Annotated in this window: 22 protein-coding genes and 1 pseudogene; 9 read left to right on the top strand and 14 right to left on the bottom strand. The window is 67.7% G+C overall.

Annotated features, from left to right (window positions below; all coding sequences use genetic code 11):
* Positions 1 to 202: 202 nt before the first annotated feature.
* The 5 genes and pseudogenes from IJ15_RS24800 to IJ15_RS0101210 all read right to left on the bottom strand — a co-directional run bounded on the left by IJ15_RS24800 (position 203) and on the right by IJ15_RS0101210 (position 6,196).
* Positions 203 to 1,824 (bottom strand): annotated as a pseudogene (locus IJ15_RS24800) (cholesterol oxidase substrate-binding domain-containing protein).
* Between the two features lie 102 nt (positions 1,825 to 1,926).
* The gene (locus tag IJ15_RS0101225) at positions 1,927 to 2,787 is read right to left on the bottom strand and encodes a MaoC/PaaZ C-terminal domain-containing protein (RefSeq protein ID WP_031936533.1); all 861 of its coding nucleotides are present in this window, start codon (positions 2,785 to 2,787) and stop codon (positions 1,927 to 1,929) included.
* 12 nt (positions 2,788 to 2,799) lie between these two features.
* Positions 2,800 to 4,503: a 3-oxosteroid 1-dehydrogenase gene (gene kstD, locus IJ15_RS0101220; protein ID WP_197059709.1), complete on the bottom strand. Its 1,704-nt coding sequence runs from the start codon at positions 4,501 to 4,503 to the stop codon at positions 2,800 to 2,802.
* 191 nt (positions 4,504 to 4,694) lie between these two features.
* On the bottom strand, positions 4,695 to 5,033 hold the full coding sequence (locus tag IJ15_RS0101215; protein ID WP_031936531.1) for a hypothetical protein: 339 nt from the start codon (positions 5,031 to 5,033) through the stop codon (positions 4,695 to 4,697).
* A complete protein-coding gene (locus tag IJ15_RS0101210) occupies positions 5,030 to 6,196 on the bottom strand; it encodes a Rieske 2Fe-2S domain-containing protein (RefSeq protein ID WP_031936530.1) in 1,167 nt (388 codons plus the stop codon). The genes IJ15_RS0101215 and IJ15_RS0101210 overlap by 4 nt, the downstream gene beginning before the upstream one ends.
* 188 nt (positions 6,197 to 6,384) lie before the next feature.
* On the opposite strand from IJ15_RS0101210, the gene hsaA reads away from it, so the two are divergent.
* The 6 genes from hsaA (at position 6,385) to IJ15_RS0101180 (ending at position 11,596) form a co-directional block, all read left to right on the top strand.
* Positions 6,385 to 7,560, top strand: a complete 1,176-nt coding sequence (gene hsaA, locus IJ15_RS0101205) for a 3-hydroxy-9,10-secoandrosta-1,3,5(10)-triene-9,17-dione monooxygenase oxygenase subunit (RefSeq protein WP_031936529.1) — start codon at positions 6,385 to 6,387, stop codon at positions 7,558 to 7,560.
* A gap of 9 nt (positions 7,561 to 7,569) precedes the next feature.
* On the top strand, positions 7,570 to 8,445 hold the full coding sequence (hsaD, locus tag IJ15_RS0101200; RefSeq protein WP_031936528.1) for a 4,5:9,10-diseco-3-hydroxy-5,9,17-trioxoandrosta-1(10),2-diene-4-oate hydrolase: 876 nt from the start codon (positions 7,570 to 7,572) through the stop codon (positions 8,443 to 8,445).
* Entirely contained in the window at positions 8,445 to 9,344 is a 900-nt protein-coding gene (gene hsaC, locus IJ15_RS0101195; RefSeq protein ID WP_031936527.1) for an iron-dependent extradiol dioxygenase HsaC, read from the top strand. The genes hsaD and hsaC overlap by 1 nt, the downstream gene beginning before the upstream one ends.
* A complete protein-coding gene (hsaB, locus tag IJ15_RS0101190; RefSeq protein WP_031936526.1) occupies positions 9,344 to 9,943 on the top strand; it encodes a 3-hydroxy-9,10-secoandrosta-1,3,5(10)-triene-9,17-dione monooxygenase reductase subunit in 600 nt (199 codons plus the stop codon). The genes hsaC and hsaB overlap by 1 nt, the downstream gene beginning before the upstream one ends.
* Positions 9,944 to 10,015: 72 nt before the next feature.
* A complete protein-coding gene (locus IJ15_RS0101185) occupies positions 10,016 to 10,804 on the top strand; it encodes a hypothetical protein (protein ID WP_156111981.1) in 789 nt (262 codons plus the stop codon).
* A 336-nt stretch (positions 10,805 to 11,140) separates the two neighbouring features.
* On the top strand, positions 11,141 to 11,596 hold the full coding sequence (locus IJ15_RS0101180; protein WP_031936524.1) for an SRPBCC family protein: 456 nt from the start codon (positions 11,141 to 11,143) through the stop codon (positions 11,594 to 11,596).
* Positions 11,597 to 11,658: 62 nt separating this feature from the next.
* Here IJ15_RS0101180 and IJ15_RS0101175 read toward each other — a convergent pair whose 3' ends face one another.
* From IJ15_RS0101175 to IJ15_RS0101160, 4 genes are all read right to left on the bottom strand, one after another.
* Positions 11,659 to 13,716: a neutral/alkaline ceramidase gene (locus tag IJ15_RS0101175; protein ID WP_031936523.1), complete on the bottom strand. Its 2,058-nt coding sequence runs from the start codon at positions 13,714 to 13,716 to the stop codon at positions 11,659 to 11,661.
* A 115-nt stretch (positions 13,717 to 13,831) separates the two neighbouring features.
* Positions 13,832 to 14,563 (bottom strand): acetoacetate decarboxylase family protein, encoded by a 732-nt coding sequence (locus IJ15_RS0101170; protein ID WP_031936522.1) that lies wholly within the window; start codon positions 14,561 to 14,563, stop codon positions 13,832 to 13,834.
* 218 nt (positions 14,564 to 14,781) lie between these two features.
* Positions 14,782 to 15,207: a cupin domain-containing protein gene (locus IJ15_RS0101165; protein WP_031936521.1), complete on the bottom strand. Its 426-nt coding sequence runs from the start codon at positions 15,205 to 15,207 to the stop codon at positions 14,782 to 14,784.
* Positions 15,208 to 15,310: 103 nt separating this feature from the next.
* The gene (locus IJ15_RS0101160; RefSeq protein WP_231569383.1) at positions 15,311 to 15,751 is read right to left on the bottom strand and encodes a DUF4259 domain-containing protein; all 441 of its coding nucleotides are present in this window, start codon (positions 15,749 to 15,751) and stop codon (positions 15,311 to 15,313) included.
* Positions 15,752 to 15,775: 24 nt separating this feature from the next.
* Here IJ15_RS0101160 and IJ15_RS0101155 point away from each other — a divergent pair, with 24 nt between their 5' ends.
* The gene (locus IJ15_RS0101155; RefSeq protein WP_031936519.1) at positions 15,776 to 16,594 is read left to right on the top strand and encodes an HAD family hydrolase; all 819 of its coding nucleotides are present in this window, start codon (positions 15,776 to 15,778) and stop codon (positions 16,592 to 16,594) included.
* Between the two features lie 63 nt (positions 16,595 to 16,657).
* On the opposite strand, the gene IJ15_RS0101150 is transcribed toward IJ15_RS0101155, so the two are convergent.
* The 5 genes from IJ15_RS0101150 to IJ15_RS0101130 are packed head-to-tail and all read right to left on the bottom strand — an operon-like array spanning position 16,658 to position 22,359.
* Positions 16,658 to 17,785 carry an acyl-CoA dehydrogenase family protein gene (locus IJ15_RS0101150; protein ID WP_051918433.1) on the bottom strand — a complete coding sequence of 376 codons (1,128 nt, stop codon included), beginning with the start codon at positions 17,783 to 17,785 and terminating at the stop codon, positions 16,658 to 16,660.
* Positions 17,782 to 18,768 carry an acyl-CoA dehydrogenase family protein gene (locus tag IJ15_RS0101145; protein WP_031936517.1) on the bottom strand — a complete coding sequence of 329 codons (987 nt, stop codon included), beginning with the start codon at positions 18,766 to 18,768 and terminating at the stop codon, positions 17,782 to 17,784. The genes IJ15_RS0101150 and IJ15_RS0101145 overlap by 4 nt, the downstream gene beginning before the upstream one ends.
* Positions 18,765 to 19,904 (bottom strand): acyl-CoA dehydrogenase family protein, encoded by a 1,140-nt coding sequence (locus IJ15_RS0101140; RefSeq protein ID WP_031936516.1) that lies wholly within the window; start codon positions 19,902 to 19,904, stop codon positions 18,765 to 18,767. The genes IJ15_RS0101145 and IJ15_RS0101140 overlap by 4 nt, the downstream gene beginning before the upstream one ends.
* Complete coding sequence (locus IJ15_RS0101135; protein WP_031936515.1) at positions 19,904 to 20,785, bottom strand: enoyl-CoA hydratase; 882 nt, start codon at positions 20,783 to 20,785, stop codon at positions 19,904 to 19,906. Before IJ15_RS0101135 ends, IJ15_RS0101140 begins: the two co-directional genes overlap by 1 nt.
* Positions 20,782 to 22,359 (bottom strand): FadD3 family acyl-CoA ligase, encoded by a 1,578-nt coding sequence (locus IJ15_RS0101130; protein WP_031936514.1) that lies wholly within the window; start codon positions 22,357 to 22,359, stop codon positions 20,782 to 20,784. Before IJ15_RS0101130 ends, IJ15_RS0101135 begins: the two co-directional genes overlap by 4 nt.
* 76 nt (positions 22,360 to 22,435) lie before the next feature.
* Here IJ15_RS0101130 and IJ15_RS0101125 point away from each other — a divergent pair, with 76 nt between their 5' ends.
* Positions 22,436 to 23,647 (top strand): acyl-CoA dehydrogenase family protein, encoded by a 1,212-nt coding sequence (locus IJ15_RS0101125; protein WP_031936513.1) that lies wholly within the window; start codon positions 22,436 to 22,438, stop codon positions 23,645 to 23,647.
* Positions 23,644 to 24,453 (top strand): SDR family oxidoreductase, encoded by an 810-nt coding sequence (locus IJ15_RS0101120; protein ID WP_031936512.1) that lies wholly within the window; start codon positions 23,644 to 23,646, stop codon positions 24,451 to 24,453. The genes IJ15_RS0101125 and IJ15_RS0101120 overlap by 4 nt, the downstream gene beginning before the upstream one ends.
* The last annotated feature ends 38 nt before the right edge of the window (positions 24,454 to 24,491 follow it).

Below are 24,491 nucleotides of genomic sequence, written 5' to 3'. Positions count from 1 at the left end.
CGTCGGCTCCGGCGGGGGCGGAGGGGGATCCGGCGTGGATGCGGTCATGACAGCACTCCCTGGGCTCAGCTCACCGTCGGTTGTCGTGCATCAACTTCGACGGTACTCCGAATCCGGATTCGACCCCGGCCCACGAGAACGCCGGTGGCGCCTGGAGGACTACCAGGCACCACCGGCGTCGGCGGATCAGATTCCGGCTACCCTACGGCAGCAGCTGATCCATGAACGAGTTGGTGAAGATGCGGTGCGGATCGAGGTCGTTGTACTGACCGCGGGCCGTCTCCCAGTTGTGGACGTTCTCGACACCCGCCATGTAGGTGGCCGGCATCTGGTTCGTGACGATGTCGGTGTCGGTGTACGGGTCGGGGCCGAACGCCCAACCCTTCGACCACTCGGGACGGAACGTGGCGGCGTTGTTGTTGTAGTGACCCCGCATCCACTGCTCCATCTCCTGGTAGAACTCGAACATTCCGGGGGTGCCCGGAACGCCGAGAACGTTTAGCCGCGTGGCGCGACGACGGCGCCGCCACCCTCGGTGAGCCGCAGAGTCGTCGCCTTGATGTAGAACTGGACGTCCTTCGACCAGCCCCAGATGTCGGAGGAGTTGGTCGCGGCCAGCCCTGCGACGGTGGTCGTGTACATGATCTGGCCGAAGGCCGGTGCGATGGACGGGTTTCCGGCGTTGATCTGGCCGAGGATGTCCGTGACCGGCTCGGGCAGGTTGTCCGAGAACACGTAGTTGTACGGGCCGGTGACCTCACGCGACTGCGGGGGCTTGCCCACGAGCGAACCGGCACTACCGAGACTGCCGTTGGCGGAATCCGGCTTGGTCGGGGAGACCGTCCAGACCTTCATCCAGGGCTTGTCGGTGAACGGGTACCAGATCGCCTCTGCGCCGCCGGATTCGGCGACGAACTTCTCGAACGTCCGGCCGTTCGCGCCCTTGGCTGCGAACAGCTCCTGCCACGGGATGTCGGTGAAACTCTGGCAGCGCTGGCGGAAGTTAGGTCCGGCCTGCAGCGTCACCGAGGTCAGGAAGGTACGTCCCAGGTTGGTGAGCATCGGCAGAATCTTCGGGTCGTCGCGCCGGAACGTCCTCAGCACGTACGCATTGCCGTCCCACACCACTGCGGTGAGTTCGGTGACCAGGTTGCTCAGCGAGCCGTACGTGTGTCCGGGCTCCGTCGACTGGCCGTCGGCGGGCAGCGCCGCACCGTGCGCGTTGACAGCCAGCGCGCCCGCGATCGACAGCACACCCGGAGCCGGCAGGTTCGCGAATCCCAGATCGTGCTTCTGCAGCTCGGTGACGATCGCGTCGATGGTCGCGCCCGCGCCCGCCGTGACAGTGCCCGTGGATCCGCTCGGGTTCACGGTCACTGCGTTGAGATGGGTCATCGTGTCGGCGAGGATCACCTTGTCGACGTTCGTGCCGTTCTGGACGGTGAGCGGGGTCCAACCGTGCATCGCGCCGCGGGGACGGATCTGGTAGCCGTGCTCGTGCGCCCAATTGACGAGGGTGACCACGTCGTCCGCCGTCTTCGGCGAGCAGACCCAGGTGGCGTCCAGCATGATCTCCTTGGACCAGTTCTGGTACGCCTGCTGGAACAGTGCGATGCCCTGCGGGAAGTTCGGCGGCGTCGGGAGCGGCGCGACCGGACCGGAGGAGCCGAGGGATCCCAGGGACCCGAGGGACCCTGCGGAGCCGGCGGGAACGGCGAAGGCAGGCGTCCAGCCGCCGACCACGGCACCGGCCGCCAGGGCACCGGCACCTGCGGCGAGGAATCCTCGCCGCGACAGCCGAGTCTGCTCGTCGTTGAGCGTCATTCGTGTACTCCAAGGTGTGTGAGGGGGAATGAAGTCCGGGTGCAGATATGCCCGGTCGGGTCGATGAGCACATCGACCCGACCGGTACAGCTTCGTGTTCGCCTACGCGACGGTGAGCACGACGTCCGCCAGGGCTGGCGAGTCGTCGCGCTCGGGAACTGTTGCAGAGATGAGCAACCTGTCGGCCTCTTGCCAGATCCGCGTGCGCAGCGTTTCGCCGGGAAAGACTACCCCCGCGAAACGGGCACGAAATCCCTTGACACGATCGGCATTTCCGTCAAGGACGGTGTCGGTCGCTACCTTGCAAATAATCCCGTATGTACACAGTCCATGCAGGATAGGCGCAGGAAAGCCCGCAGCGGAGGCGAATCCAGGATCCGAATGGAGCGGATTGCGGTCTCCGCACATCCGATACAGCAGCGCCTGCTGCGGCAGGACCTGCGAGATCGTCTCGGCGTCGGGAGCCCGATCGGGCAGCGCGACCGACTCCGACGGGCCACGCTCACCCCCGAAATCACCCTCGCCACGTGCGAAGATCGACGACCGCGCCGTCCACAGCGGTGAGCCGTCCAGTGCGACGGTCGACGACTCCTGCACGATCACCGCGGCCTTGCCCTTGTCCCACACCTCGGCGATCCGCGTCGTGGTCCGGGCCGAACCACTCGCCGGAATCGGCTGGTGGACGGTCACTTCCTGGCTGCCGTGCACGACCTTGGCGAGGTCGATCTCGACGCCCGGGAAGGACACACGCGGCGCCTCCGTCGCGTGGATGTTCGCGACGACCGTCGCGAACGTCGGCAGGACCTGCGGCTTGGCGTCGTCGAGGTACCGCAGTTCGCGGGGGTCCAGAGGACGCGCCCCCGCGCCGATGCCCAGGTGGTACAGCTGGACGTCGGACGGGGTCCAGGAGAACTCCTGCGTGGGGAGCTGCGCTCCGATCGCGATCGACGGATCGATGGGCACTTGGTTCTCCTGTCAGTTCGTCACGGACTGCGTTGCGGCCCGGGCACGGTCGGCGATGTCGAGCACGGCCAGGTACGCGAACGTCATCGCGGGACCGATGGTCGCGCCGGGTCCGGCGTAGGTGTGTCCCATGACGGGGGAGCTGCAGTTGCCCGCGGCGTACAGGCCCTCGATCACCGAACCGTCCTCACGTACAGCACGGCCGTTGACGTCGGTGACGATGCCGCCCTTGGTTCCCAAGTCGCCCGGCACCATCTTGATGGCGTAGAACGGTGCCTTGTCGATCTCGGCGAGGCTCGGGTTCTTCAGTCGCGGGTCGCCGTAGTAGTGGTCGTAGCCGCTGTCGCCGCGACCGAAGTCCTCGTCCTTGCCGTTGCGGGCGAACCCGTTGAAGCGCTGAACCGTCTCGGTGAGGGCATCGACCGGAAGGCCGGTCTTCTCGGCGAGTTCGGCGATCGTGTTCGCCTTGACGACGACTCCGGCCTTGAGCCAGCGACCCGGGAACGGGGAGCGCGGGGTGATGCCCGCGAACGTGTACCGGTTGCGGTAGCGCTGGTCGAGGATCATCCACGTGGGGATGTTCTCGCCAGGGCCCTCGCCCTGACCGTATTCGCCGCCGTACATCATGTGGGTTGCCTCGACGTACGGCGCGGCCTCGTTGCCGAATCGCTTGCCGCGGGTGTTGACCATCATGGAGCCGGGCAGCGTGCGCTCGGACAGTGCGAACCACGGGCCACCGGTGAGCGGGATGGACGGACCCCACCAGGCGTCGTCCATGAAGTCGACTGCCGCGCCCAGTTTCTGGCCGGCGAGGATGCCGTCGCCGGTGTTGGCCTTGGCGCCGACGGTCCACTCGGTGCCGATCGGGCCGCGCTGGTACTGCTTGCGCATCTCGTCGTTGTGCTCGAAGCCGCCCGAGCCGAGGACGACACCGTGGCGAGCGTGGATGACCTGCTCGGTGGCTCCGTCGGGGCCGTCGACGAGGACCTTGACGCCGCGCACGACGCCGTCCTCGGTGTGGAGCGAGACGAGCGGGGTGTTCAGCAGGACCGGGACGCCGGCGTCCCGCAGGCCCAGACGCAGTCCGGCCATGAGGGCCTGGCCGCGCACCAGCAGATCCTTGCCCCGGGCCTTCGCGGCCAGGAAACGCATGCCGACCTTCATCGCCCGCAGCGGTCCGCGGCGGTTGCGCATCAACAGGTTCAGCCAGCGGTAGTCGGCCTGCGTGATGACGAAGTTCTTCGGCGCCTTCACGTAGTCGGGCTCGAGGTTCTTGCGGTCGTCACCGAGACGGTTGCCGTCGAAGGGGACGGGTTCGACGGAGCGTCCGCCGATGCGTCCGCCCGGCGCCTCCGGGTAGTAGTCCGAGTACTCGGGAACCCACTGCAGTTCCAGCGCACTGTTCTTCATGACGAAGGACAGCATCTCGGGGCCGCGGTCGATGTAGGTGTCGATCTTCGCGGGATCGACGACGTCGCCGATGATGCTGTGGAGATAGGTGCGTGCCGCGTCCGTCGTGTCGGTGACTCCGTCGCGCTGCAGCACCTCGTTGTTCGGGATCCAGACACCTCCGCCCGATCGTGCGGACGAACCGCCGTAGTGCGCTGCCTTCTCGACGACGACCACGCTCAGGCCCTGGTGTGCGGCGGTAAGCGCGGCGGTCATGCCGGCGGCGCCACTGCCGACGACGACGATGTCGTATTCCTGCTTGCTCATGTAGAACACGTTATAGAACGAAGTGGTCGCCAGTCCATGCTTTCTGCCAGGAAGTATTGCGAGAATCGTGCGATCACGATGTCGACAAACGAACACGCGTTGCAGTCGATGCGGGTTCGGGCTGCGCGGACATGAAACGAGGCTGGGCGGGCATCCTGATGGATGCCCGCCCAGCCTCGTGTGATCGCTTGCTACGACCGCGTGTCGCGCACCTCGAGGATGCCCTCCAGCACGGCGTGGTTGATGCTGCTGAGCAGTCGTGGGCAGGTCTGCCGGGAACCGGTTCGCCCACCGGCGTCGGTGAACTCCGGGCACGCCTCGGCGGGATTGCCCTGCCACTGGATGCTGGTGTGCTTGTAGCTGTTCTTACGGACCAGCACGCACGTCCCGCACGCGCGGCACTCCACCTCGTGCAGACCGTCCTCGAGGTAGGTCTGCAGGTCGACGGCGGTCTGGGCGCGGACAGCCTCGACCCGGGCCGGACTGTCGGCGAAATTCGGGGCCTTGGACCAGGTCGAGGTCATCGTCACACTCCCGTCTCGACCCCGGCGTTGTCCGAATCGGCCTTCGCTGCTGCTTCCTGAGCCTGCCGGGCCAGGTTCGCGTCGACCTCACGCTGCCAGGCCTCGACGGCCTTGGTGGTGTCGATCTCGAACTCGAAGCGCTGCGTGGCCTTCTCGTCGACATCGGCGACGTCGACGTAGAACTGCTCGTACCAGCGGCGCAGCTGGTAGACCGGGCCGTCCTCCTCGCACAGCAGCGGATTCTCGATCTTGGTCTTGTTCTTCCAGATCGCGACATCCTGCTCGAAGCCCATCGCCACGCCCTCGGTGAACTTGCGGGCGAGCTTGTTGCTCGTGGCGTCGTCGAGGCCCTTCGGCTTCTCCACACTCACGCCGTACATCAGGACGAACGAGTCCTGCGTGACCGGGTAGTGGCAGTTGATCAGGACGCTCTCGACCTTGTAGCCGCTGTAGTTGTTGTGCAGCCAGTTGACCATGTACGAGGGGCCGAAGTAGGACGCCTCGGAGTCCAGCACCGAATCGCCGTACTGCGTGCCCATGCTCCCGACGTCCGGCCGGCCGTGGTTCTGCAGGAACTGCGACGCCACCTGGCCCTCGAAGACGTTCTTGAAGTACTTCGGGAAGCCGAAGTGGACGTAGAAGAAGTGCGCCATGTCCACGACGTTGTCGACGATCTCGCGGCAGTGGGAGCCCTCGACGACGATCCGGTTCCACTGCCAGTCGGTCCACTCGTCGGTCATGACCTGCGGCAGTTCCGGGATCGTGACGTCGTCCGGCGGGGGATTGCCCTCGGGATCGTGCCAGATGAACAACTGCTTGTTGCGCTGCAGTGTGGTCCACGTGCGGGTCCGCGCGATCGGCGGTACGCGGCGGGCGTACGGAATGTCCGTGCACTTGCCGTTGCCGCCCCAGCGCCAGTCGTGGAACGGGCACGCGACGGAGTCGCCCTTGATCTCGCCCTGGCTCAGGTCGCCGCCCATGTGCCGGCAGTACGCGTCGAGCACGTGCAGCTTGTCCTCGCTGTCGGCGAAGACCACCAGCTTGGTGCCGAACGCCTCGACCGCGTGCGGCTTGCCGTCGAGGAATTCGCGCTCCAGGCCGATGCAGTGCCAACCGCGTGCGAAACGCGTCTGCGGAGCTCCCACATCGATCTCACGAATCTGCGCCATCAGTACCTCACATCCCTTCTAGCTGTTGCTAGAACACGTTATAGAACTTCGTCGGATTCCGCTAGATTTCGAGTGCTCGGGATCTGCGACGACTGCCGCTTACCAGTGGAATTCCGGTTTCCTCGACATGGAAGAGAACGTGTTCTAGTCTCAGGGCAAGTGAACATCTCTACAGACGGGAGCGTCCAGTGGGTGACCAGGACAGCCGCGAGGTGATGCGGCGGATCGACGCGCTACTGCCGGTGCTGCGTGAACGCGCACAGGAGACCGAGGATCTGCGTCGCATCCCCGACGAGTCCATCAAGGCCCTGCAGGAGACCGGGTTCTTCCGGTTGGTGCAGCCCAAGCAGTGGGGCGGCTACGAGTCCGATCCCGTCACCTTCTACACCGCGGTCCGCAACATCGCGAGCGCGTGCGGTTCCACCGGATGGGTCGCCGGTATCCTCGGCATCCACAACTGGCACCTCGCGCTGTTCGACCAGCAGGCGCAGGAAGACGTGTGGGGCCAGGACACCGACGTCCGGATCTCGTCGTCGTACGCGCCGATGGGCGCCGGCGAGGCCGTCGACGGTGGCTACAAGGTCAACGGTGCGTGGGCCTGGTCGTCGGGCTGCGACCATGCGTCGTGGGTCGTCGTCGGTGGCCCGGTCATCAAGGACGGTCGCCCGGTCGACTTCGGCAGCTTCCTCATCCCGCGTGAGGATTACGAGATCGACGACGTGTGGAACGTCGTCGGCCTGCGTGGCACCGGCAGCAACACCGTGGTCGTCAAGGACGTCTTCGTGCCGCGGCACCGCTTCCTGAGCTTCAAGGCGATGAGCGACCTGACGGCGCCGGGCCTGCAGCAGAACACCGCGCCCGTCTACAAGATGCCGTGGGGCACCATCCATCCCACCACCATCTCGAGCCCGATCGTGGGTATGGCGTACGGCGCCTACGACGCCCACGTCGAGCACCAGGGCAAGCGTGTGCGCGCGGCCTACGCCGGCGAGAAGGCCAAGGACGACCCGTTCGCCAAGATCCGGATCGCGGAGGCGTCCAGCGACATCGACGCGGCGTGGCGTCAGCTGTCGGGCAACGTCGCCGACGAGTATGCGCACCTGCTCGCGGGCGAGGAGGTGCCGATCGAACTGCGTCTGCGCGCCCGCCGCGACCAGGTCCGTGCGACGGGTCGCGCCATCGCCTCGATCGATCGACTGTTCGAGAACTCGGGTGCCACGGCGCTCACCAACGGCACACCGATCCAGCGCTTCTGGCGGGACGCGCACGCGGGCCGCGTGCACGCCGCCAACGATGCCGAGCGCGCCTACGTGATGTTCGGTGGTGCCGAGTTCGGTCTGCCGCTCACCGACACGATGGTCTAGGGGCGGCACATGACCACTACCGAAGAGTTGACCTACGAGTCGACCTCCCGCTTCGCGCAGGTCCGCGACGACCTGAAGTTGCACTACCACGAGGCCGGCGTCGGCAACGGCCCCACGATCGTGCTGCTGCACGGCGGTGGACCCGGCGCCTCGTCGTGGTCCAACTTCGCCAAGAACATTCCCGTTCTGGCGCAGCAGTTCCACGTGATCGCGGTCGACCAGCCCGGCTACGGCAAGTCCGACAAGCCGAACGAGCACCCCCAGTACTTCGTGCACAGCGCGTCGGCCCTGAAGGATCTGCTCGACACCATCGGCATCACCGATCGTGTTCACCTGCTGGGCAATTCGCTCGGCGGCGGTGCCGCGGTTCGATTCGCGCTCGACTACCCGGAGCGGGCCGGCCGGCTCGTCCTCATGGGGCCGGGCGGGCTCAGCGTCAACCTGTTCGCGCCGGACCCCACCGAGGGTGTCCGGAACCTCGGCAAGTTCGCGTACCAGCCCACGCGGGAGAACCTCGAGGCGTTCCTGCGCATCATGGTGTTCGACCAGAAGCTCATCACCGACGAACTGATCGACGAGCGGTTCGCCGCGGCCAGCTCGCCCGAGTCGCTCGCTGCGGCCAAGGCGATGGGCAAGTCGTTCGCGAGTTCGGACTTCGAGCTCGGCATGCTGTGGCGCGACGCGTACAAGCTGCGCCAGCGAGTCCTGCTGATCTGGGGCCGCGAGGACCGGGTCAACCCGATCGACGGTGCGCTGGTGGCACTGAAGATGATCCCGCGCGTCCAACTGCACGTGTTCGGCGGCTGCGGCCACTGGGCGCAGCTCGAGAAGTTCGACGAGTTCAACCGGCTCGCAGGCGACTTCCTGCTCGATGGGGGCAACTGATGAGTATCCGTTCACTTGCGTACCTGCGCATCGAGGCGACCGACATGGCCGCTTGGCGCGAGTACGGGCTCAAGGTCCTCGGCATGATCGAGGGCAAGGGCTCGAACCCCGACAACCTGTACCTGCGCATGGACGACTACCCGGCTCGTCTGGTCATCGTGCCCGGTGAGCGCGATGGTCTGTACGCCACCGGCTGGGAGTGCGCCAACGCCGAAGGCCTGCAGGAGATTCGTGAGCGCCTGGCCAAGGCCGACTGGGAGTTCGAGGAGGGCACCAAGGAGGAGGCGGCCGAACGCAACGTCGTCGAGTTCATCAAGTGCCGCGACGCCTCCGGTTCGCGCCTCGAGGTCTTCCACACGATCGCCCTGCAGCACCGCCGCATCGTGAGCCCGTACGGACACAAGTTCGTCACCGGTGAGCAGGGTCTGGGGCACGTCGTGCTCGCGACCAAGGACGACGAGGCCGACCTCGAGTTCTACCGCGACGTGCTGGGATTCAAGCTGCGCGACTCGATGCGCCTGCCTCCGCAGGTCGTCGGGCGTCCGGCGGACGGTGATCCGGCCTGGCTGCGCTTCCTCGGCTGCAACCCGCGTCACCACAGCCTCGCGTTCGCGCCGCTGCCGAATCCGTCGGGCATCGTGCACCTCATGGTCGAGGTCGAGAACTCCGACGACGTCGGCCTGTGCCTCGACCGTGCGCTCCGCAAGAACGTGAAGATGTCGGCGACGCTGGGCCGCCACGTCAACGACCTGATGCTGTCGTTCTACATGAAGACCCCGGGCGGATTCGACGTCGAATTCGGTTGCGAGGGACTCGAGGTCGAGGACGAGAAGTGGATCGCCAAGGAGAGCACCGCGGTGAGCCTGTGGGGCCACGACTTCACGGTGGGGTTCAAGTAGTGTCCGCGCCCGAGACGTCCGGCGCGGGAACCGGCACGGAGATCGATCCGCGCCAGTTCCGGACCGTACTCGGCCAGTTCTGCACCGGTGTCACGATCATCACGACGATGGATGCCGGCGACGACGGTGACGCCCCGGTCGGATTCGCGTGCCAGTCGTTCGCCGCGCTGTCGCTCGATCCGCCGCTGGTGCTGTTCTGCCCCACGAAGGGGTCACGGTCCTGGGCGGCGATCGAGCGGTCGGGGCACTTCGCGGTCAACGTCCTCGCCGAGGAACAGCAGTCCACGTGTGCCCGGTTCGGCTCGCGCGAACCGGACAAGTTCGCGGGAATCGACTGGACGACTTCCCCGTTGGGATCGCCGATCCTGACCGGTTCGCTCGCACACATCGACTGCACGGTCGAGACGGTGCACGACGGCGGCGACCACTACGTGGTCTTCGGGCGGGTCCACTCGATGAGTGAGATCAAAACGGAGCGACCGCTGCTGTTCTACCGCGGCCAGTACACCGGCATCGAGCCGGACAAGACGGTGCCGGCGCCGTGGCGGGACGATCTCGAGGCGTTCCTCACCACCGCCAGCGAGGACACCTGGTTGTAGGTATCCGCAACGGAAAGGCGGAACGCAGTGCATGTGTCTCGTGGACGACGAACGACGTTGGCTCGGGGCGCGATGAGTGCACTCGCACTGTCCCTGACATGCGTGGCACCCGCTGCTGCCGAATCGGCGGCAGCGGGTGCCACGCATGTGGGGGTGGTGGAGGCGCGATCGTGCACCAATCTCGGTGTCACGATCCCACTCGATCCGGCGCAGGCGGAGCGGGCCCGAGCGATGCTCCCGACGGGATTCGTCCTCGCCGCAGTGCCCACGATGCTCATCGAGACTTCGACCTGTGCGGATGCGAACGTGAACGGAACCAAGATCGGCCGGTTCCACCTGTCCGAGGCCGCGTTGTCGATCTCGCCACCGGCGCCGATCGCGTCGCCGCGGCTGGGTGAGGTCGTTGCCGAGAACATCTACATGCTCTCGCAGCTGGACACGAATTCGCTGCTGTCCGAATTCAAGTCGGGCGTCGGCTATCGAACCGAACTCGCCGACATCACACTCGATCTCGGAGCGCCCGACCGACTCGATCGGCACGCCTCCGCGACGGCCGGCGGCGATCTTGCACCGACCTCCGCGACAGCGCAGTTGACGCCGTCGCTGCTGCCCGGTGGGGTGCGGGTACCGAACCCGGGAATCGTCTACAAACTGTGGACCCGGGACGCGCAAGGCCGCTACGTGGTCACCACGAACGCGAATATGACGATCGACCAGCCCGCGGCGGGCATCGGGACAGTGACCGCTCCGGAAGGAAGTGTGGTGCACCGGATCCTCGGCGGCCACACCGCCAACGGCGTCGCCTTCACCGGCCGCGCCGAGCGCTTCGTCAACGACACCTTCGTCTTCCCCGCGGGGTAACCGCGCCGGGTCCGACGGTGATCTCCGTTGGAGTTGCAGCTGAAGGGTCCCTTCATGCGCTACCAGCGTGTGAAGGGACCTTTCAGCTCTTTTGGGGCACTCTTGGTGTGCCGGTTCGAGCCTTCAAATGCCGTCTTGGCCGGACTACGATTGGGACAGGCGCGCGTCGGACCCGCGGTTCCCAGTGCGCATCGAGCGCATGACCGGATCGGTTGTCCGCGCGCCGGGTTGGTGCATTCGCATTGAGGTTTCGTATCCGGTATCCGTACTCCCGTGCAGTGGAACGGGTATGGCGGTGTGTGCCGGCCAGTCGTGCAGTTGAGGATGTGAGATCCCATGGCTCGAACACTCGAGACGAGCGAGTCGATCGTCATCGATCGACCACTCCCCGAGGTCTTCCGATACATGTCCGATCCGGACAACCTTCCAGAATGGAGCAGCAACGTAGTCGAGTACAAGGTGCTCTCCGGGGCCCCGAACGAGGTCGGTGCGGTGATGGATGTGACCGCGCGTGTCGCGGGTGTCCGGGTCCACGCGACAGAGGAACTCGCCGACTATCAGGAGAACAAGGTGCTCCGGATCCGGTCGAAGGAATCAAAGATCGGCTACGACCGCGAACTCGATTTCGAGAGCGACGGGGACGGTGCGACCCGGGTGACCTTCCGGCAGGAATCCGACGCGGGGACTCGCCTGTTCAAGTTCGCGGACTCCGTCGTCGTCAAACTGTATTCCCGTGACGTGCACAGCAATCTGCAGAACGCCAAGACGATTCTCGAGACCCCCGACAGCTGAAGGGTCCCTTCATGCGCTCGCAGCGCACGAAGGGACCCTTCAGCTGTTCAGAGAGGGGACTCTCAGCGGACGGTGAATTCCGCGGATGTTCCGGTGAAGGGGGATACCGCGCCGTCCGGGGCCTTGCGGTCGCCGAAGTGCTGGATGCGGTAGGTGCCCGACGGGGTTCCGGTCGGGACGTCCCAGGTGATGCGGGCGATGGACGCGTTCAGTCCCTCGCGGCGCCAGCGGTACTTGGTGGCCCAGTCGCCGTCGTCGGCGTGGCGCACCCAACGGCTGCCGTCGCGGCGCTGCACCTCGAAATATGTTCCGCGACGGTGGAGGTCGTTCTTGGGGTGCCCGGTGACGAACTCGACGGCCACCTGTTCGCCCACGCCGGCGTTCCCGGTGGGCTGGACGACGACGTCGCCGAACGCCCGTCCGGGCAGTGGCTCGTCGGCCGGGAAGTCGTGCCCGAAGCCGGGCTGGAAGGCGGACAGGTCGCGCGGTGCGGGTCCGCGCGGCACGTCGGCGCCGATCTTCATTGCCGCGGCGAGCTTCGCGAATCCCTGCTGGTAGGCGGGCAGGGTGTTGCGGCCGAACAGCGTCGACCCGCCCTCGTACTGTTGGGCGTCGTACTCCTCGGGCGTGGTGCAGTAGCTCGAGTACGAGTTGGCGTAGCCCTGGAAGATGACGTTCTCCAACGGGACTCCGAGTTCCTCGGCGACGGTGCGGCGGATCCGCAGGCCCGACACGATGGTGTACTCGGCCGGTCCGCCGACGACGTAGACGTCGCCGATCCGGATGATCTGGATCTTGAGCACGTGCGGTACCCAGCCGTCCGGGGGCAGCAGGCCGACGGGCACCAGCACCAGCTTGGGCGCCTGCGCGTCGGCGAGCCACTGCGGGGTGGGGGTGTCGATGCCACCGAGGGCGTCGATCATCGGGTTGCGGGTGCCCTCGGTGAAGATGTCGATCGCGGGTCCGTCCTCGGTGCTGCCCGCGGCCATCGCGGCACCGATGCATGCCGGTGCGGTGCGGCGGGTCTGCCCGTCGGACGTGTATTTGCCGTCGACGATCTGGTCGGCCATGTCCAGGTACATGATTCGGCTGTCGACGGTGGTCGATGCGAGCGGCGACGCCGCCTTGAACGCGGTCCGGGCGGCGGTCACCTGACGTTCGCCGATGAGCCGGGCGTTCTCGAACTCGTCGGAGGTGGGGCCGTGCCCGGGTTCGAGGTCGAGGTTGGGGGACATGTCGCCGGTGTTGGTCTGCGGGAAGCACGCGACGAATCCGGGTGCTCCGTCGAGGTAGCGGACACCCGCGACGTCGTGCTCCCAGAAGTACGCGGCGGCGCCCTTGTTGTCGCCGGAGACGAGGTGGTTCTTGTTGGTGAGGGAGGCGCCGTGGGTGGGGAACCAGCCGATGCCGCCGACGTTGTCGCCGCCCTGGCTGATCTTGAGCACCCGCATCGAGGTGTCGATACCGAGCGGGTAGTAGTCCTTGTCGCGCTGCGGGTTCCGATCGAATGCCGCGCGCGAACGATTCACGCTCGCGTCCTTCAATTCGCTGCGCCCGTAGGACACGACGCCCGCGGTCAGGTTGTCGTGTGCGGCGACGATCGCCTCGACCAGGCCGTCGACCTCGGCGCCGAACACCTGCGGCTGGAAGCCCAGCGTCGCGAGGCTGTACGCATAGTCCTGGGACGCACCGCCGCACGCGGCGTGCGAGTGCACGGCGGTGAGCATGACGTTCTTCTCGGTGTACTGGGTACCGAACTTCTCCGCGAGCCGGGCCAGCACGGCGTCGTGCACGGCCTGGAACACCATGCAGGTGTCGGCGCACGCGTAGACGACGCGGTTGTCGGCGGCGTCGGCGAAGATGTACGCGCGGACGCGGGTCCGCTGGTGCAGGCCCTCGGTGCGCTGGTCGAACTGCGAGTAGCCCATCATGCCGTTCTCGGCGACCGGGCCGGTCATGTCGGACAGGCCGACGCCGACCCGGAATCCCTGCTCGGGTGCGGAGCGGCGGGCGGGCGCGCCGGTGGAGCGGGGCAGTGCCTGTGCGGTCGAGCCGGCTATGGCTGCGAGCGCCGGTGCGGCCGCGGCTCCGGCGAGCACGGTGCGTCGACTGATCGTCACGACGAAGTCCTTTGCGCGAGGTCGAGAATCATTACTTGATCAAACGTCCAAGTCTTCTAGCAGACACCAGTCGGTCTCGTTTCGCAAGGGTTCGTCGGCGGAGTGTCGTGTCGGTTCAGGCCTTCGCCGCGTCGCCGAAGGTCATCTGCAGATCCGGGATCGTGGTGGTCATCAATGCGCGGCGCGGCAGGCCGAGGGACCGGAGTTCGGTCGCGATCGGGTGGTCGCCCAAGCGCAGTTCGGCGCCGCCGAGCCGTGACCGGACGCCCCTGGGGTTCATGTCCCAGGCGGTGTGCCGGGTGACGCCGCCCAGGTGCGAGTACGCCTCGAGGGACGTGTTGGCGCCGCCGCCGGGTGTCGGAATGCCCTGCTTGACAGTGAGTTCGGCGATGAGGCGGCCGTCCCGGCTGACCTTGCCGCGGCGGACGTCACTGCTGTGGTCGGCCTCGAAGTCGGCCAGGACCTTGGGGAATCCCCAGATCTCACGGCCGGCGGCGAGGGTGAAATCGCCGTCGACGGGCAGTTGGTGGATGAGCGCGCCGGCCCGACCGGTGGCCAGCGCCCGCAGGTCGCCGAACACCGACGACCGTCCCCGGCGGCGGTGGTCGCGGACCATGAAGGTGACACCGAACTCGTTGTACGGGCCGAGATCTCCGTCCACGTAGTCGACGAACACCAGCCCACACAGGCCGCGCCCGGGGCGGAACTGCAGGATCTCGAGCCCGGTGTGCTCGATCAACGACTGGGCGGCCGCGGTGGGGACCGAATACATCGCCATGAACGCGGTGGCGGCGCGGACCTCGACGGGCATGTCTACCTGCTTGCCGAGCACCTCGTGTGAACTCACGCCGACACCACCCCGCCGATGACACTCCCGGATCCGCCGTCCGACCTCATCACGTCTCCCCTCGCACGTCCGATACCTCGCCGATAGTAGGAACAAGTCCCACTCTCGGGGCGGGTTTGGGCGATTGTCGTGCCCGGGCTCGGCACGATGCCGGTGAAGTTCACGACGGCGGCGCGGCGACCGGAATCAGGTGGCTGACCGTCTGGATGACGGTAGGGCTACGCGCAACCCGGTGCGGGTGCGTCCTCGGACAATGGGCTGCCGGTCGGGTTCACGTACAGCACGTGCAGGACCATCGGCGTCGGATCGAGATTGCGGCCCATGTGGACGTAGCCGGGCCCGCTCGGTTCGACGATGGTGCCGCCGACGTTGTAGATGCCGTCGGTGGTGCAGTCGGACCGGTAGTGCGTGAGCGTGCCCTCGGTGACGAGGCCGTACAGCATGCCGTCGTGGAAGTGCCAGCCCGTGGTCCCACCGGGCGCGATCGTGATCTTGCGGAGGACGTAGTCCCTGTCACCGACCGTGGCCTGACCCAGGATCTCGCCGGTGACACCCTCGCTGGGGGTCGCGGCGGCCGCCGCGGGGAACAGTCCCAGTGCCAGAAGGACAGTCGCAGTGGCGAATGCACTCCGATACCGACGCATCCCGTCAGTCCTTTCCTCGGCCTGTCGCGGTGCCGGAACGATAGCGCTCCGAGGACGATGTTCGTGGTGTCCTGCGAAACACCGTCCCTTCTGCCCGGGTGTGTCAGTCCTGCTCGCGCTCCGTGGCGAGTGAAACGGCCCGATCGAAGGTGTCGGCGAGCACCGCGCGTCGAGCGATCTTGTGGCCGGCCGTGGGGTCGAGGCCGTCGATGTATCCGTCCCACACGCGCAGATACCGGTCCCGCCACCCGGTCAGTACCGTCACCGAGGGGAACGTCGCACCGACTCGTCCACCTTCGACGATCTGGACGAGGATCTCGAGCCAGGCGGGCACCATCTCGCCGCCCCACTCGTCCGGCTCCAGGGCGGTGTCGGTCGGGTCGTCGAACTGCTCCGCGATGTCCGCGATGATCCGGTCCGTCAGCTCGCCCAGTCCGTCTGCGACGGTGTCACTCTCGAAGTTTCCCGGACCCCAGACTCCCATGCCGTCCTCCCTCGACGCCCACGTGGCGTGCGGCGCGAGCCTATAGCCTGCGGCCGACATCGGGGCTCCTGGGATCATGGACGGGTGACGCGAATCAGACTGGTGGCCTCGGACCTCGACGGGACCCTGCTGCGGTCCGACCGGACGGTGTCGCCGCGTACGGCGCGGGCAATGGTGGCCGCGCGTGACGCGGGCATCGAGGTGGTGTGGGCGACGGCCCGTGCCCGGCACTCGGTGGATACGCTGGCCCGCTCGTGCGGCTTCCGCGGGGAGGCGATCTGCGCCAACGGTGCGGTCACTCTCGACCTGGCGGACGGGACCCCCGAGATCACCGGCACGGTCTCGATCGAGGTCGCCGAGGCCCTGGCCGCGATGGACCGGGTCCGCACCCTGGTGCCGGGAGTGGTGTTCGCGAACGTCGGGCCGACGAAGTTCGTGGCCGAACCCGAGTACGCGGCACTGTGCGACTACGCCGACCACCACCGCACACTCGACGAGATGATTCTCGAGGAGCGGCTGCCGCGGATGGGGGAGCCGATGGTCAAGATCGTCGCACGACACCCCGAGGTGCCCAGTCACGAGCTGTACCGGCTCGCGGTCGCGGCCGGTGTCGACGGCGTCGAACTGACGCACTCCGGTGCCCCGTACGTCGAGATGGCGGCGACCGGGGTGTCGAAGGCCAGTGCCCTCGCCAGGCTCTGCGCGGCGAGGGGCATTGCGGCCGAGGAGGTTGCGGTGATCGGTGACGCCGTGAACGACATCCCGATGCTGCTGTGGGGCGGTACCGCACTGTGCCCGGAGAACGCGCTGCCGGAGGTGCGCGCTCTCGCGGCCCGGATCCTGCCCGGCAACGACGCCGACGGCGTCGCGCAGTACCTCGAGGAGCTGTGCGACAACACGTGAGCGGATACGCCGAGGGCCGGCCCGGAAGTTCCGGGCCGGCCCTCGGCGTGTGCGGGACGGACGTCAGGCGGGCAGACCCGCGAGCGACTCCATGCCCTCGAGGAATTCCTCCGGCTGGCCGAGCAGCTGCGCGCTGCCGTGGGCCCGCTTGAAGAACAGGTGCGCGTCGTGCTCCCACGTGATCGCGATGCCGCCGTGCAACTGGATCGAATCGCCGGTGACGGTGAGCAGTGCCTCCGAGCAGTACGCCTTCGCGACCGCGGCATCGGCTGCGGCCGACGGCAGGCCCTCGCTCAGCGAGTACACCGCGGCGTACGACGCCGACCGGGCCGTCTCGACCTGGAAGTACAGCTCCGCCATGCGGTGCTTGAGCGCCTGGAAGCTGCCGATCGCGCGACCGAACTGGACGCGGTCCTTGCTGTAGTCCACCGTCATCTGCAGGCAGCGCGCGGCCGCGCCGACCTGCTCGGCCGACAGTGCGACGATCGCGATGGTGCGGACCTTCTCGAGCGCCGCGGTCGCGTCGTCGGCGGTGAGCCGGACGGCCGCGGCGGAGGTGAACTCCACCAACGACATCGGACGGGTCAGGTCCATCGTCGGCAGTTCGCGGCGGGCGACGCCGTCGGCGGACGGATCCACCTCGAACAGCGCGATGACCCCGTCGACCGTAGCGGCGACGATCAGCACGTCCGCGTGTGCACCGTCGAGCACGTAGTGCGCGGTGCCCGAGACGGTGTAGCCGTCGGCGTCGCTGCCGGCCGCCGTGCAGGCGACCTCGTCACTGCGCCAGTGGCCCTCGGGGCCCACCCAGCACAGGGCGGCGACGGACGCACCCTCGGCGATGCCCGGGAGCAGGCGCTCGCACGCCTCGGTGTTGCCGGTCGCCAGGATCGCCTGCGCGGCCAGGACCGCGGAACCGAACATCGGCGACGGCGTCAGCGCGCCACCGAGCTCCTCGAGGACCAGGTGCTGCTCGACGAGCGTGGCGCCGAAGCCGCCGAACTCCTCCGGGATCGCGAGTGCCGCGACACCGACCTGCTGGCACAGCACGTCCCACAGACCGCGGTCGTAGCTGTCGCCCGACTCGAGCGTCTTACGCAGTGCGGCCGGGTCGGCACGCTTGGCCAGCAGTGCGGCAACCGTCTTGCGGAGCTCGATCTGCTCCTCCGTGAACACTCCGACGCCACTCACAGTGCGCTCGCAATCCGTGCGCGGTGGGCGGAGGCGGTGCCCCACGCGGACTGCAGGGCCCGCGTCTTGGTCAGCCACAGCGACAGGTCGCACTCGAGGGTGTAACCGATCGCACCGTGCACCTGCAGCGCCTTGCGCGACGCCACGTAGGCGGCGTTCGCGGCGGCGACCTTGGCGGCCGACACGTCGCGCGCGACGGTGTCGGATCCCTCGGCGATCGAGATCGCCGCACCGTACACCAGCGGGGTCGCCATCTCGACGGCCACGAGGGCGTCGGACATGTGGTGCTTGACGGCCTGGAAGCTGCCGATGACGCGACCGAACTGCGAACGGTTCTTGGCGTACTCGGTGGCCGTCTCGATCATCGCGTGGCCGGCGCCGATCAGCTGCGCCGACGCGGCCAGGACCGCGAGGTCGTAGGCCTTCTCCGCGGCGGCTGCGACGTCCGCGCCCTGCGCGAGCGTCTCGACGGACTCGACCTCGAACAGGCGGCGGGCCGGGTCGACCGACTCGAGCTGCGTGGTCGGGCGGACCAGCTCGAGGGTGTCACCCGAGACCCGCAGGACCGGCTCGGCGACATCGGCGTCGAGGGCGCGCGGCGTGGACGGCTCGAGCACCAGCGACGCGAGGGTGCCCTCGGCGATGCCGGGCAGGAAGCGCTTGGCCAGCTGCTGGTCGTTCAGCGCCGACAGCAGCGCCGGGACGGCGGCAGCGGTCTCGAGGATCGGGCCCGGGACCGCGGCGCGGCCGAGCTCGATGAACGCGACGGCCAGGTCGGCCGGATGCGCGCCGATGCCGTCGAACTCCTCGGGCACGGCGAGTGCCGTCACGCCGGTCTCGGCGAGCTGCGCCAGCAGGGCCAGGCCCGCTGCGGTGTCGTTCTCACCCCACGACCGGACGACGGCCGGGGTGTTGGCGTTGGCGAGCAGGCCGCGGAGGCTCTCCGCGAAATCGCGCTGCTCGGTGGAGAGGGAGAATTTCATCGATCCGCCTTCGGGAGTCCGAGCATCCGCTCGGCAACGATGTTGCGCTGAATTTCGTTGGTGCCGGCGTAGATCGGGCCGGACAGCGAGAACAGGTAGCCGTCCTGCCACTTGCCGGCGAGCTCGCCGTCGGCGCCCAGCAGGTCGAGGGCCGTCTCGTGGATGCGGACGTCGAGCTCGGACCAGAAGATCTTGTTGATCGAGCCCTCGACGCCGAGGGGGACACCCTCGAGCATGCGGGTGACGGTGCCCCACGTGTGCAGGCGGTACGCCTCGGCACCGATCCACGCGTCGACCACGCGGTCGCGTGCGGCGGTGTCGGTGTCGTCGGCGTTCGCCTTCCACACCTCGATCAGACGGTTCACCGCGGAGATGAAGCGGCCCGGGCTGCGCAGCGACAGGCCACGCTCGTTGGACGCGGTGCTCATCGCGACACGCCAGCCGTTGTTCACCTCACCGACGACGTCGGTGTCCGGCACGAAGACGTCCTCGAAGAAGATCTCCGCGAAGCCGGGTTCGCCGTCGAGCTGCGGGATCGCCCGGACGGTGACACCGTCCTGGTTCAGCGGGAACATGAAGTACGTCAGGCCCTTGTGGCGCTGCGCCTCCGGGTCGGTGCGGAACATGCCGAAGCCCCAGTCCGCGTACACCGCGCGCGAGCTCCACGTCTTCTGCCCGTTGAGGATCCAGCCGCCCTCGGTGCGACGAGCGGTCGAGCGGATACCCGCCAGGTCGCTGCCGGCCTCCGGCTCGGACCACGCCTGCGCCCAGATGACGTCGGCGCGGGACATGCTCGGCATGATGCGGGCGAGCTGCTCCTCGGTGCCGTGCTCGAAGAGCGTCGGCGCGAAGAGGAAGATGCCGTTCTGGCTCACACGACCGGGGGCGCCGGCCTTGTAGTACTCCTCCTCGAAGAGGACCCACTCGATCATCGACGCATCGCGGCCGCCGTACTCCACGGGCCACGAGACGGTCGACAGGCGGGCGTCGGCGAGCTTGTGCTCCCACTCGCGGTGGGCCTCGAAGCCCTCCGCGGTGTCCATCGACGGCAGCGGCTGTGCCGGAACGTTCGCCGCGAGCCATTCGCGCACTTCCAGCTGGAAGGCGCGGGCCTTCTCATCCAGTTCGAGATCCACTATTTCGCCTTCGCTTTCATACTGTTGACGTCCATTCCACCCAGCGAGTCCCTGCCCACCTCGGCATTGTGTGCGTGGGCAAAGTGGTGCAGGCCGAACACCGAATCCATACCCGCGCGCTGACCCATGAGGTCCTCGCACTGGTTGACGGCCTTCTTGGTGAGTGCCAGACCGAAGCGCGGCATCTCCGCGACCCGGCCGGCGAGCGCGAGCGTCTCGGTCTCGAGGTCGGCGCGGGGCACCACCCGATTGACCATGCCCACCTCGTACGCGCGCTGCGCGGTGAAGCGGTCGCCCGTGAAGAGGATCTCCTTCGCGAACCGAGACCCCAGCACCCACGGATGCGCGAAGTACTCGACGCCCGGGACGCCCATCCGGACAACGGGATCCGAGAAGTACGCGTCCTCCGATGCGACGATCAGGTCGCAGCACCACGCGAGCATGAGGCCACCGGCGATGCAGGCCCCGTGGATTTGCGCGATCATCGGCTTCGGGATCTCCCGCCACCGGCGGCACATGCCCAGGTAGACCTCGGTCTCGCGAGCGAAACGCTGGTCACCGCCGGCCTTGCCGAGGTGGTCCCACCAGAGCGCGGCCTTGTTCTCGTAGTGCACGTGGTGGTCGCGGCCGGGCGTGCCGATGTCGTGGCCGGCGCTGAAGTGCTCGCCGTTGCCGGCCAGCACGATCACCTTCACGTCGTCGTCCTCGACGGCCCGCTCGAACGCGGCGTCGAGGGCGTACGTCATCACCGAGTTCTGCGCATTGCGGTAGTCGGGGCGGTTCAGCGTCACGAACGCGACGTGGTCCCGCACCTCGTACGTGACGACCTCCCCCTCGTCGGGAACGTCGCCCCGATCGGAAACACTGTGGGGGTCGGTCATGCCTTGCCCTCCCGCAGATCGTTCTTGAGCACCTTGCCCGACGGGTTGCGCGGCAGCGCGCCGACGACGGTGACCTCGCGCGGAATCTTGAAGTTCGCCAGACGCTCCTTGCAGAACGCGATGACGTCCTCCGCGGTCACGGCGACGCCGGCCTTCGGCACGACGTACGCGCGGCCCACCTCGCCCATCCGCTCGTCGGGGATGCCGATCACGGCCGCCTCCGCGAGGGAATCCATACGGGCGAGAGCGTTCTCGATCTCCGCGGGGTACACGTTGAAGCCCCCGGAGATGTACATGTCCTTGAGGCGGTCGGTGATGTCGAGGTAGCCGCGCTCGTCGAGCACGCCGACGTCGCCGGTGTGCAGCCAGCCGTCCGCGTCGATCGTCTTCTTCGTCGCTTCCGGGTCGTCGAGGTAGCCGAGCATGACGTTCTCGCCGCGCACCAGGATCTCGCCGTGCTCGCCGATCCGGACCTCCATGCCCGGGATCGCGCGACCCGACGACGTCGACACCGTGACCGGGTCGTCGTCGGTGCGGCACATCGTCACCACGACCGCCTCGGTCTGGCCGTAGGCGGTGATGACGGCGTCGTAGCCGAGTTCGGCCTGCAGGCGCTCGACGAGCACGACCGGCACGGCGGCCGCGCCGGTGATCGCGACGCGCAGGCTCGACAGGTCGTAGTCGTCGCGGGTCGGGAAGTCGAGGATCGTCTGGTGGATCGTCGGGGCGCCCGGCAGCACGCTGATCTTCTCGTTCGCGATCGTCGCCATGATGGTGGGGACGTCGAAGACCGCGGCGGGGACCATCGTGGCGCCGCGCAGGATGCACACCATGAGTCCGGCCTTGTAGCCGAACGTGTGGAAGAACGGGTTGACGACGAGGTAGCGGTCGTTGCTGTCGACCTCGGCGCAGTCCGCCCAGGCGTCGGCGATGCCGACGGTCTGGCGGTGCGCGGTCATGACGCCCTTGCTCTTGCCGGTGGTGCCGGACGTGAACAGGATGTCGGCGACGTCGTCGGGGGAGACGGCGCGGGCACGGGCGTCGGCCTCCTCGGCCGTGACCGGCTCGGCGGCCGCGGCGAGCTGATCCCATTCGAGGATCTCGCCGCCGGGGAACTCGGTGGTGGGGGCGCCGGCCGCGGGATTGTCCGACGGCGTGCGCAGCACCAGCTTCAGCGTCGGGATGCCCGCGGGCCCGGCGGCCTTGAGGACGTCCGCGAGGCGATCGTTCTTGAGGAAGCGGTCGGGGACGACCAGGACCTTGGCCTGGGTGCGCTCGAGCAGGTCGAGGGCCTCGTGACCGGTGTAGCGGGTGCTGATCGGCACGAGCGTCGCGCCGGCGTACTGCGCGGCGAGGAACGCCTCGATCCAGTGGTGGGTGTTGGGCGCCCAGACCGCGACGCGGTCGCCGGCCTCCACACCCTTCGCCATCAACGCCCGGGCTGCGAGGCGAACGCGTTCCAGCAGTTCGGTGTAAGTGGTCCGGTCGGATCCGTCCGCTACAGCCTCGTTCGATCCGAATTGCTCAGCGGCGCGCCACAGCGCAGCCGGGGTCGTCCGGGGCTCGGTGGTCACATTCGTGCTCACAATCTCTCCTCAACGAGGCAGAACCTCTATACAAAGCAAGTGCTTGGTAGGGTACCGTATCGCTGTGGACGTTAGCCAGGGTATTGAGACCAGCGAGCAGGCAGCTGCTGACGAGGCCTTTGCGCGGGAAATTCGCGAATGGCTCGAAGAGAACCTTTCCGGGAAGTTCGCCGAGCTGAAGGGCCTGGGCGGGCCGGGGCGTGAACACGAGGCGTTCGAGGAACGCCTCGAGTGGGATCGCCACCTGGCCGCCGCCGGCTGGACCTGCCTCGGATGGCCGAAGGAGTACGGCGGACGCGAGGCGACGCTGAGCCAGCAGATCATCTTCCATCAGGAATACGCGCGTGCGGATGCGCCTGCACGCGTGAGCCACATCGGTGAGGAGCTGCTCGGCCCGACGCTCATCGCGTTCGGCACCGAGGAGCAGAAGCAGCGCTTCCTGCCGGGAATCAAGACGGTCACCGAGCTGTGGTGCCAGGGCTACTCCGAGCCCGGCGCCGGCTCCGACCTCGCGAACGTGTCGACCACCGCGCGCCTCGACGGCGAGCAGTGGTCGGTCAACGGCCAGAAGGTCTGGACGTCGCTCGCACACCTGTCGGACTGGTGCTTCGTCGTCGCCCGCACCGAGCCGGGCTCCTCCCGGCACAAGGGCCTGTCCTACCTGCTGGTTCCCATGAACCAGGAGGGCGTCGAGGTCCGTCCGATCATCCAGCTCACCGGCACCTCCGAGTTCAACGAGGTGTTCTTCGACAACGCCCGCACCGATGCGGACCTCGTCGTCGGCGGCGAGGGCAACGGCTGGGGCGTCGCGATGGGCACGCTCACCTTCGAGCGCGGCGTCTCGACCCTCGGGCAGCAGATCGGCTTCGCCCGTGAGCTCGAGTCCGTCGTCGAACTGGCCGAGCGCAACGGCGCCGCCCAGAATCCGGCGATCCGCAGCAAGATCTCCCGCGCCTGGATGGGCCTGCAGGTCATGCGTGCCCACGCACTGCGGACCCTCGCGGCGGTCGATGCGAGCGCCAACGGCGGCGAGGCGTCGGTCGCCAAGCTCCTGTGGGCGAACTGGCATCGCGGCCTCGGCGAACTCGCCATGGAGGTCCAGGGTGCGGCCTCGCTCGTCGGTGTGGAGAACACCGAACCCGGTGAGGAACTGAACGACCTGCAGCGCCTGTGGCTGTTCACCCGCGCCGACACCATCTACGGCGGATCCAACGAGATCCAGCGCAACATCATCGCCGAGCGCGTGCTCGGCCTTCCCCGAGAGGCACGCCCGTGACCGCCACCATCAAGTCCCCGCTCGCCGTCGCTCCCGAAGAGGTCGCGGGCCACGACCTGCTCAAGGGCAAGAAGGTCGTCGTGACCGCCGCGGCCGGCACCGGCATCGGCTTCTCGACCGCACGCCGCGCGCTGCTCGAAGGCGCCGACGTCCTGGTCTCGGACTTCCACGAGCGTCGCCTCGGTGAGACCGTCGAGAAGCTGTCGGCCGAGTTCGGTAGCCAGCAGATCGAGTCGTTCGTGTGCGACGTCTCGAGCACCGATCAGGTCGACGCGCTCATCGTCGGCGCCGCCGAGAAGCTGGGCCGCATCGACGTCCTGGTCAACAACGCCGGCCTGGGCGGCGAGACCCCGATCGTCGACATGACCGACGACCAGTGGGACCGCGTCGTCGACATCACGCTGACCAGCACCTTCCGCGCCACCCGCGCCGCGCTGCGCTACTTCAAGGGCGTGGAGCACGGCGGCGTCATCGTCAACAACGCCTCCGTCCTGGGCTGGCGTGCACAGCACTCGCAGTCGCACTACGCGGCAGCCAAGGCCGGCGTCATGGCGCTCACCCGCTGCTCCGCGATCGAGGCCGCCGAGTTCGGCGTCCGCATCAACGCGGTCTCGCCGTCCATCGCCAAGCACCCGTTCCTGGCGAAGGTCACCAGCGACGAGCTGCTCGACAGCCTCGCATCGCGCGAGGCCTACGGCCGCGCCGCCGAGGTGTGGGAGATCGCGTCGGTCATCGCGATGCTCGCGAGCGACTACACCACCTACATGACCGGCGAGATCGTCTCGGTCTCCAGCCAGCGCGCGTAGTCACCCGCCCGTGACGGTGACCGAATGTCACATCGGTT

This window comes from Prescottella defluvii, from assembly GCF_000738775.1.
Classification (GTDB): domain Bacteria; phylum Actinomycetota; class Actinomycetes; order Mycobacteriales; family Mycobacteriaceae; genus Prescottella; species Prescottella defluvii.
Note: the sequence above shows the minus strand (reverse complement) of the source record. Positions and strands in the feature narration are given on the sequence as shown.

Excerpts from the sequence above, each read along its gene's own strand:
- kstD (WP_197059709.1), bottom strand. The coding sequence starts at position 4,503 with ATGAGCAAGCAGGAATACGACATCGTCGTCGTCGGCAGTGGCGCCGCC.
- IJ15_RS0101210 (WP_031936530.1), bottom strand. The coding sequence starts at position 6,196 with ATGGCGCAGATTCGTGAGATCGATGTGGGAGCTCCGCAGACGCGTTTC.
- hsaD (WP_031936528.1), top strand. The coding sequence starts at position 7,570 with ATGACCACTACCGAAGAGTTGACCTACGAGTCGACCTCCCGCTTCGCG.
- hsaC (WP_031936527.1), top strand. The coding sequence starts at position 8,445 with ATGAGTATCCGTTCACTTGCGTACCTGCGCATCGAGGCGACCGACATG.
- IJ15_RS0101185 (WP_156111981.1), top strand. The coding sequence starts at position 10,016 with ATGAGTGCACTCGCACTGTCCCTGACATGCGTGGCACCCGCTGCTGCC.
- IJ15_RS0101180 (WP_031936524.1), top strand. The coding sequence starts at position 11,141 with ATGGCTCGAACACTCGAGACGAGCGAGTCGATCGTCATCGATCGACCA.
- IJ15_RS0101165 (WP_031936521.1), bottom strand. The coding sequence starts at position 15,207 with ATGCGTCGGTATCGGAGTGCATTCGCCACTGCGACTGTCCTTCTGGCA.
- IJ15_RS0101160 (WP_231569383.1), bottom strand. The coding sequence starts at position 15,751 with ATGTCGGCCGCAGGCTATAGGCTCGCGCCGCACGCCACGTGGGCGTCG.
- IJ15_RS0101145 (WP_031936517.1), bottom strand. The coding sequence starts at position 18,768 with ATGAAATTCTCCCTCTCCACCGAGCAGCGCGATTTCGCGGAGAGCCTC.
- IJ15_RS0101135 (WP_031936515.1), bottom strand. The coding sequence starts at position 20,785 with ATGACCGACCCCCACAGTGTTTCCGATCGGGGCGACGTTCCCGACGAG.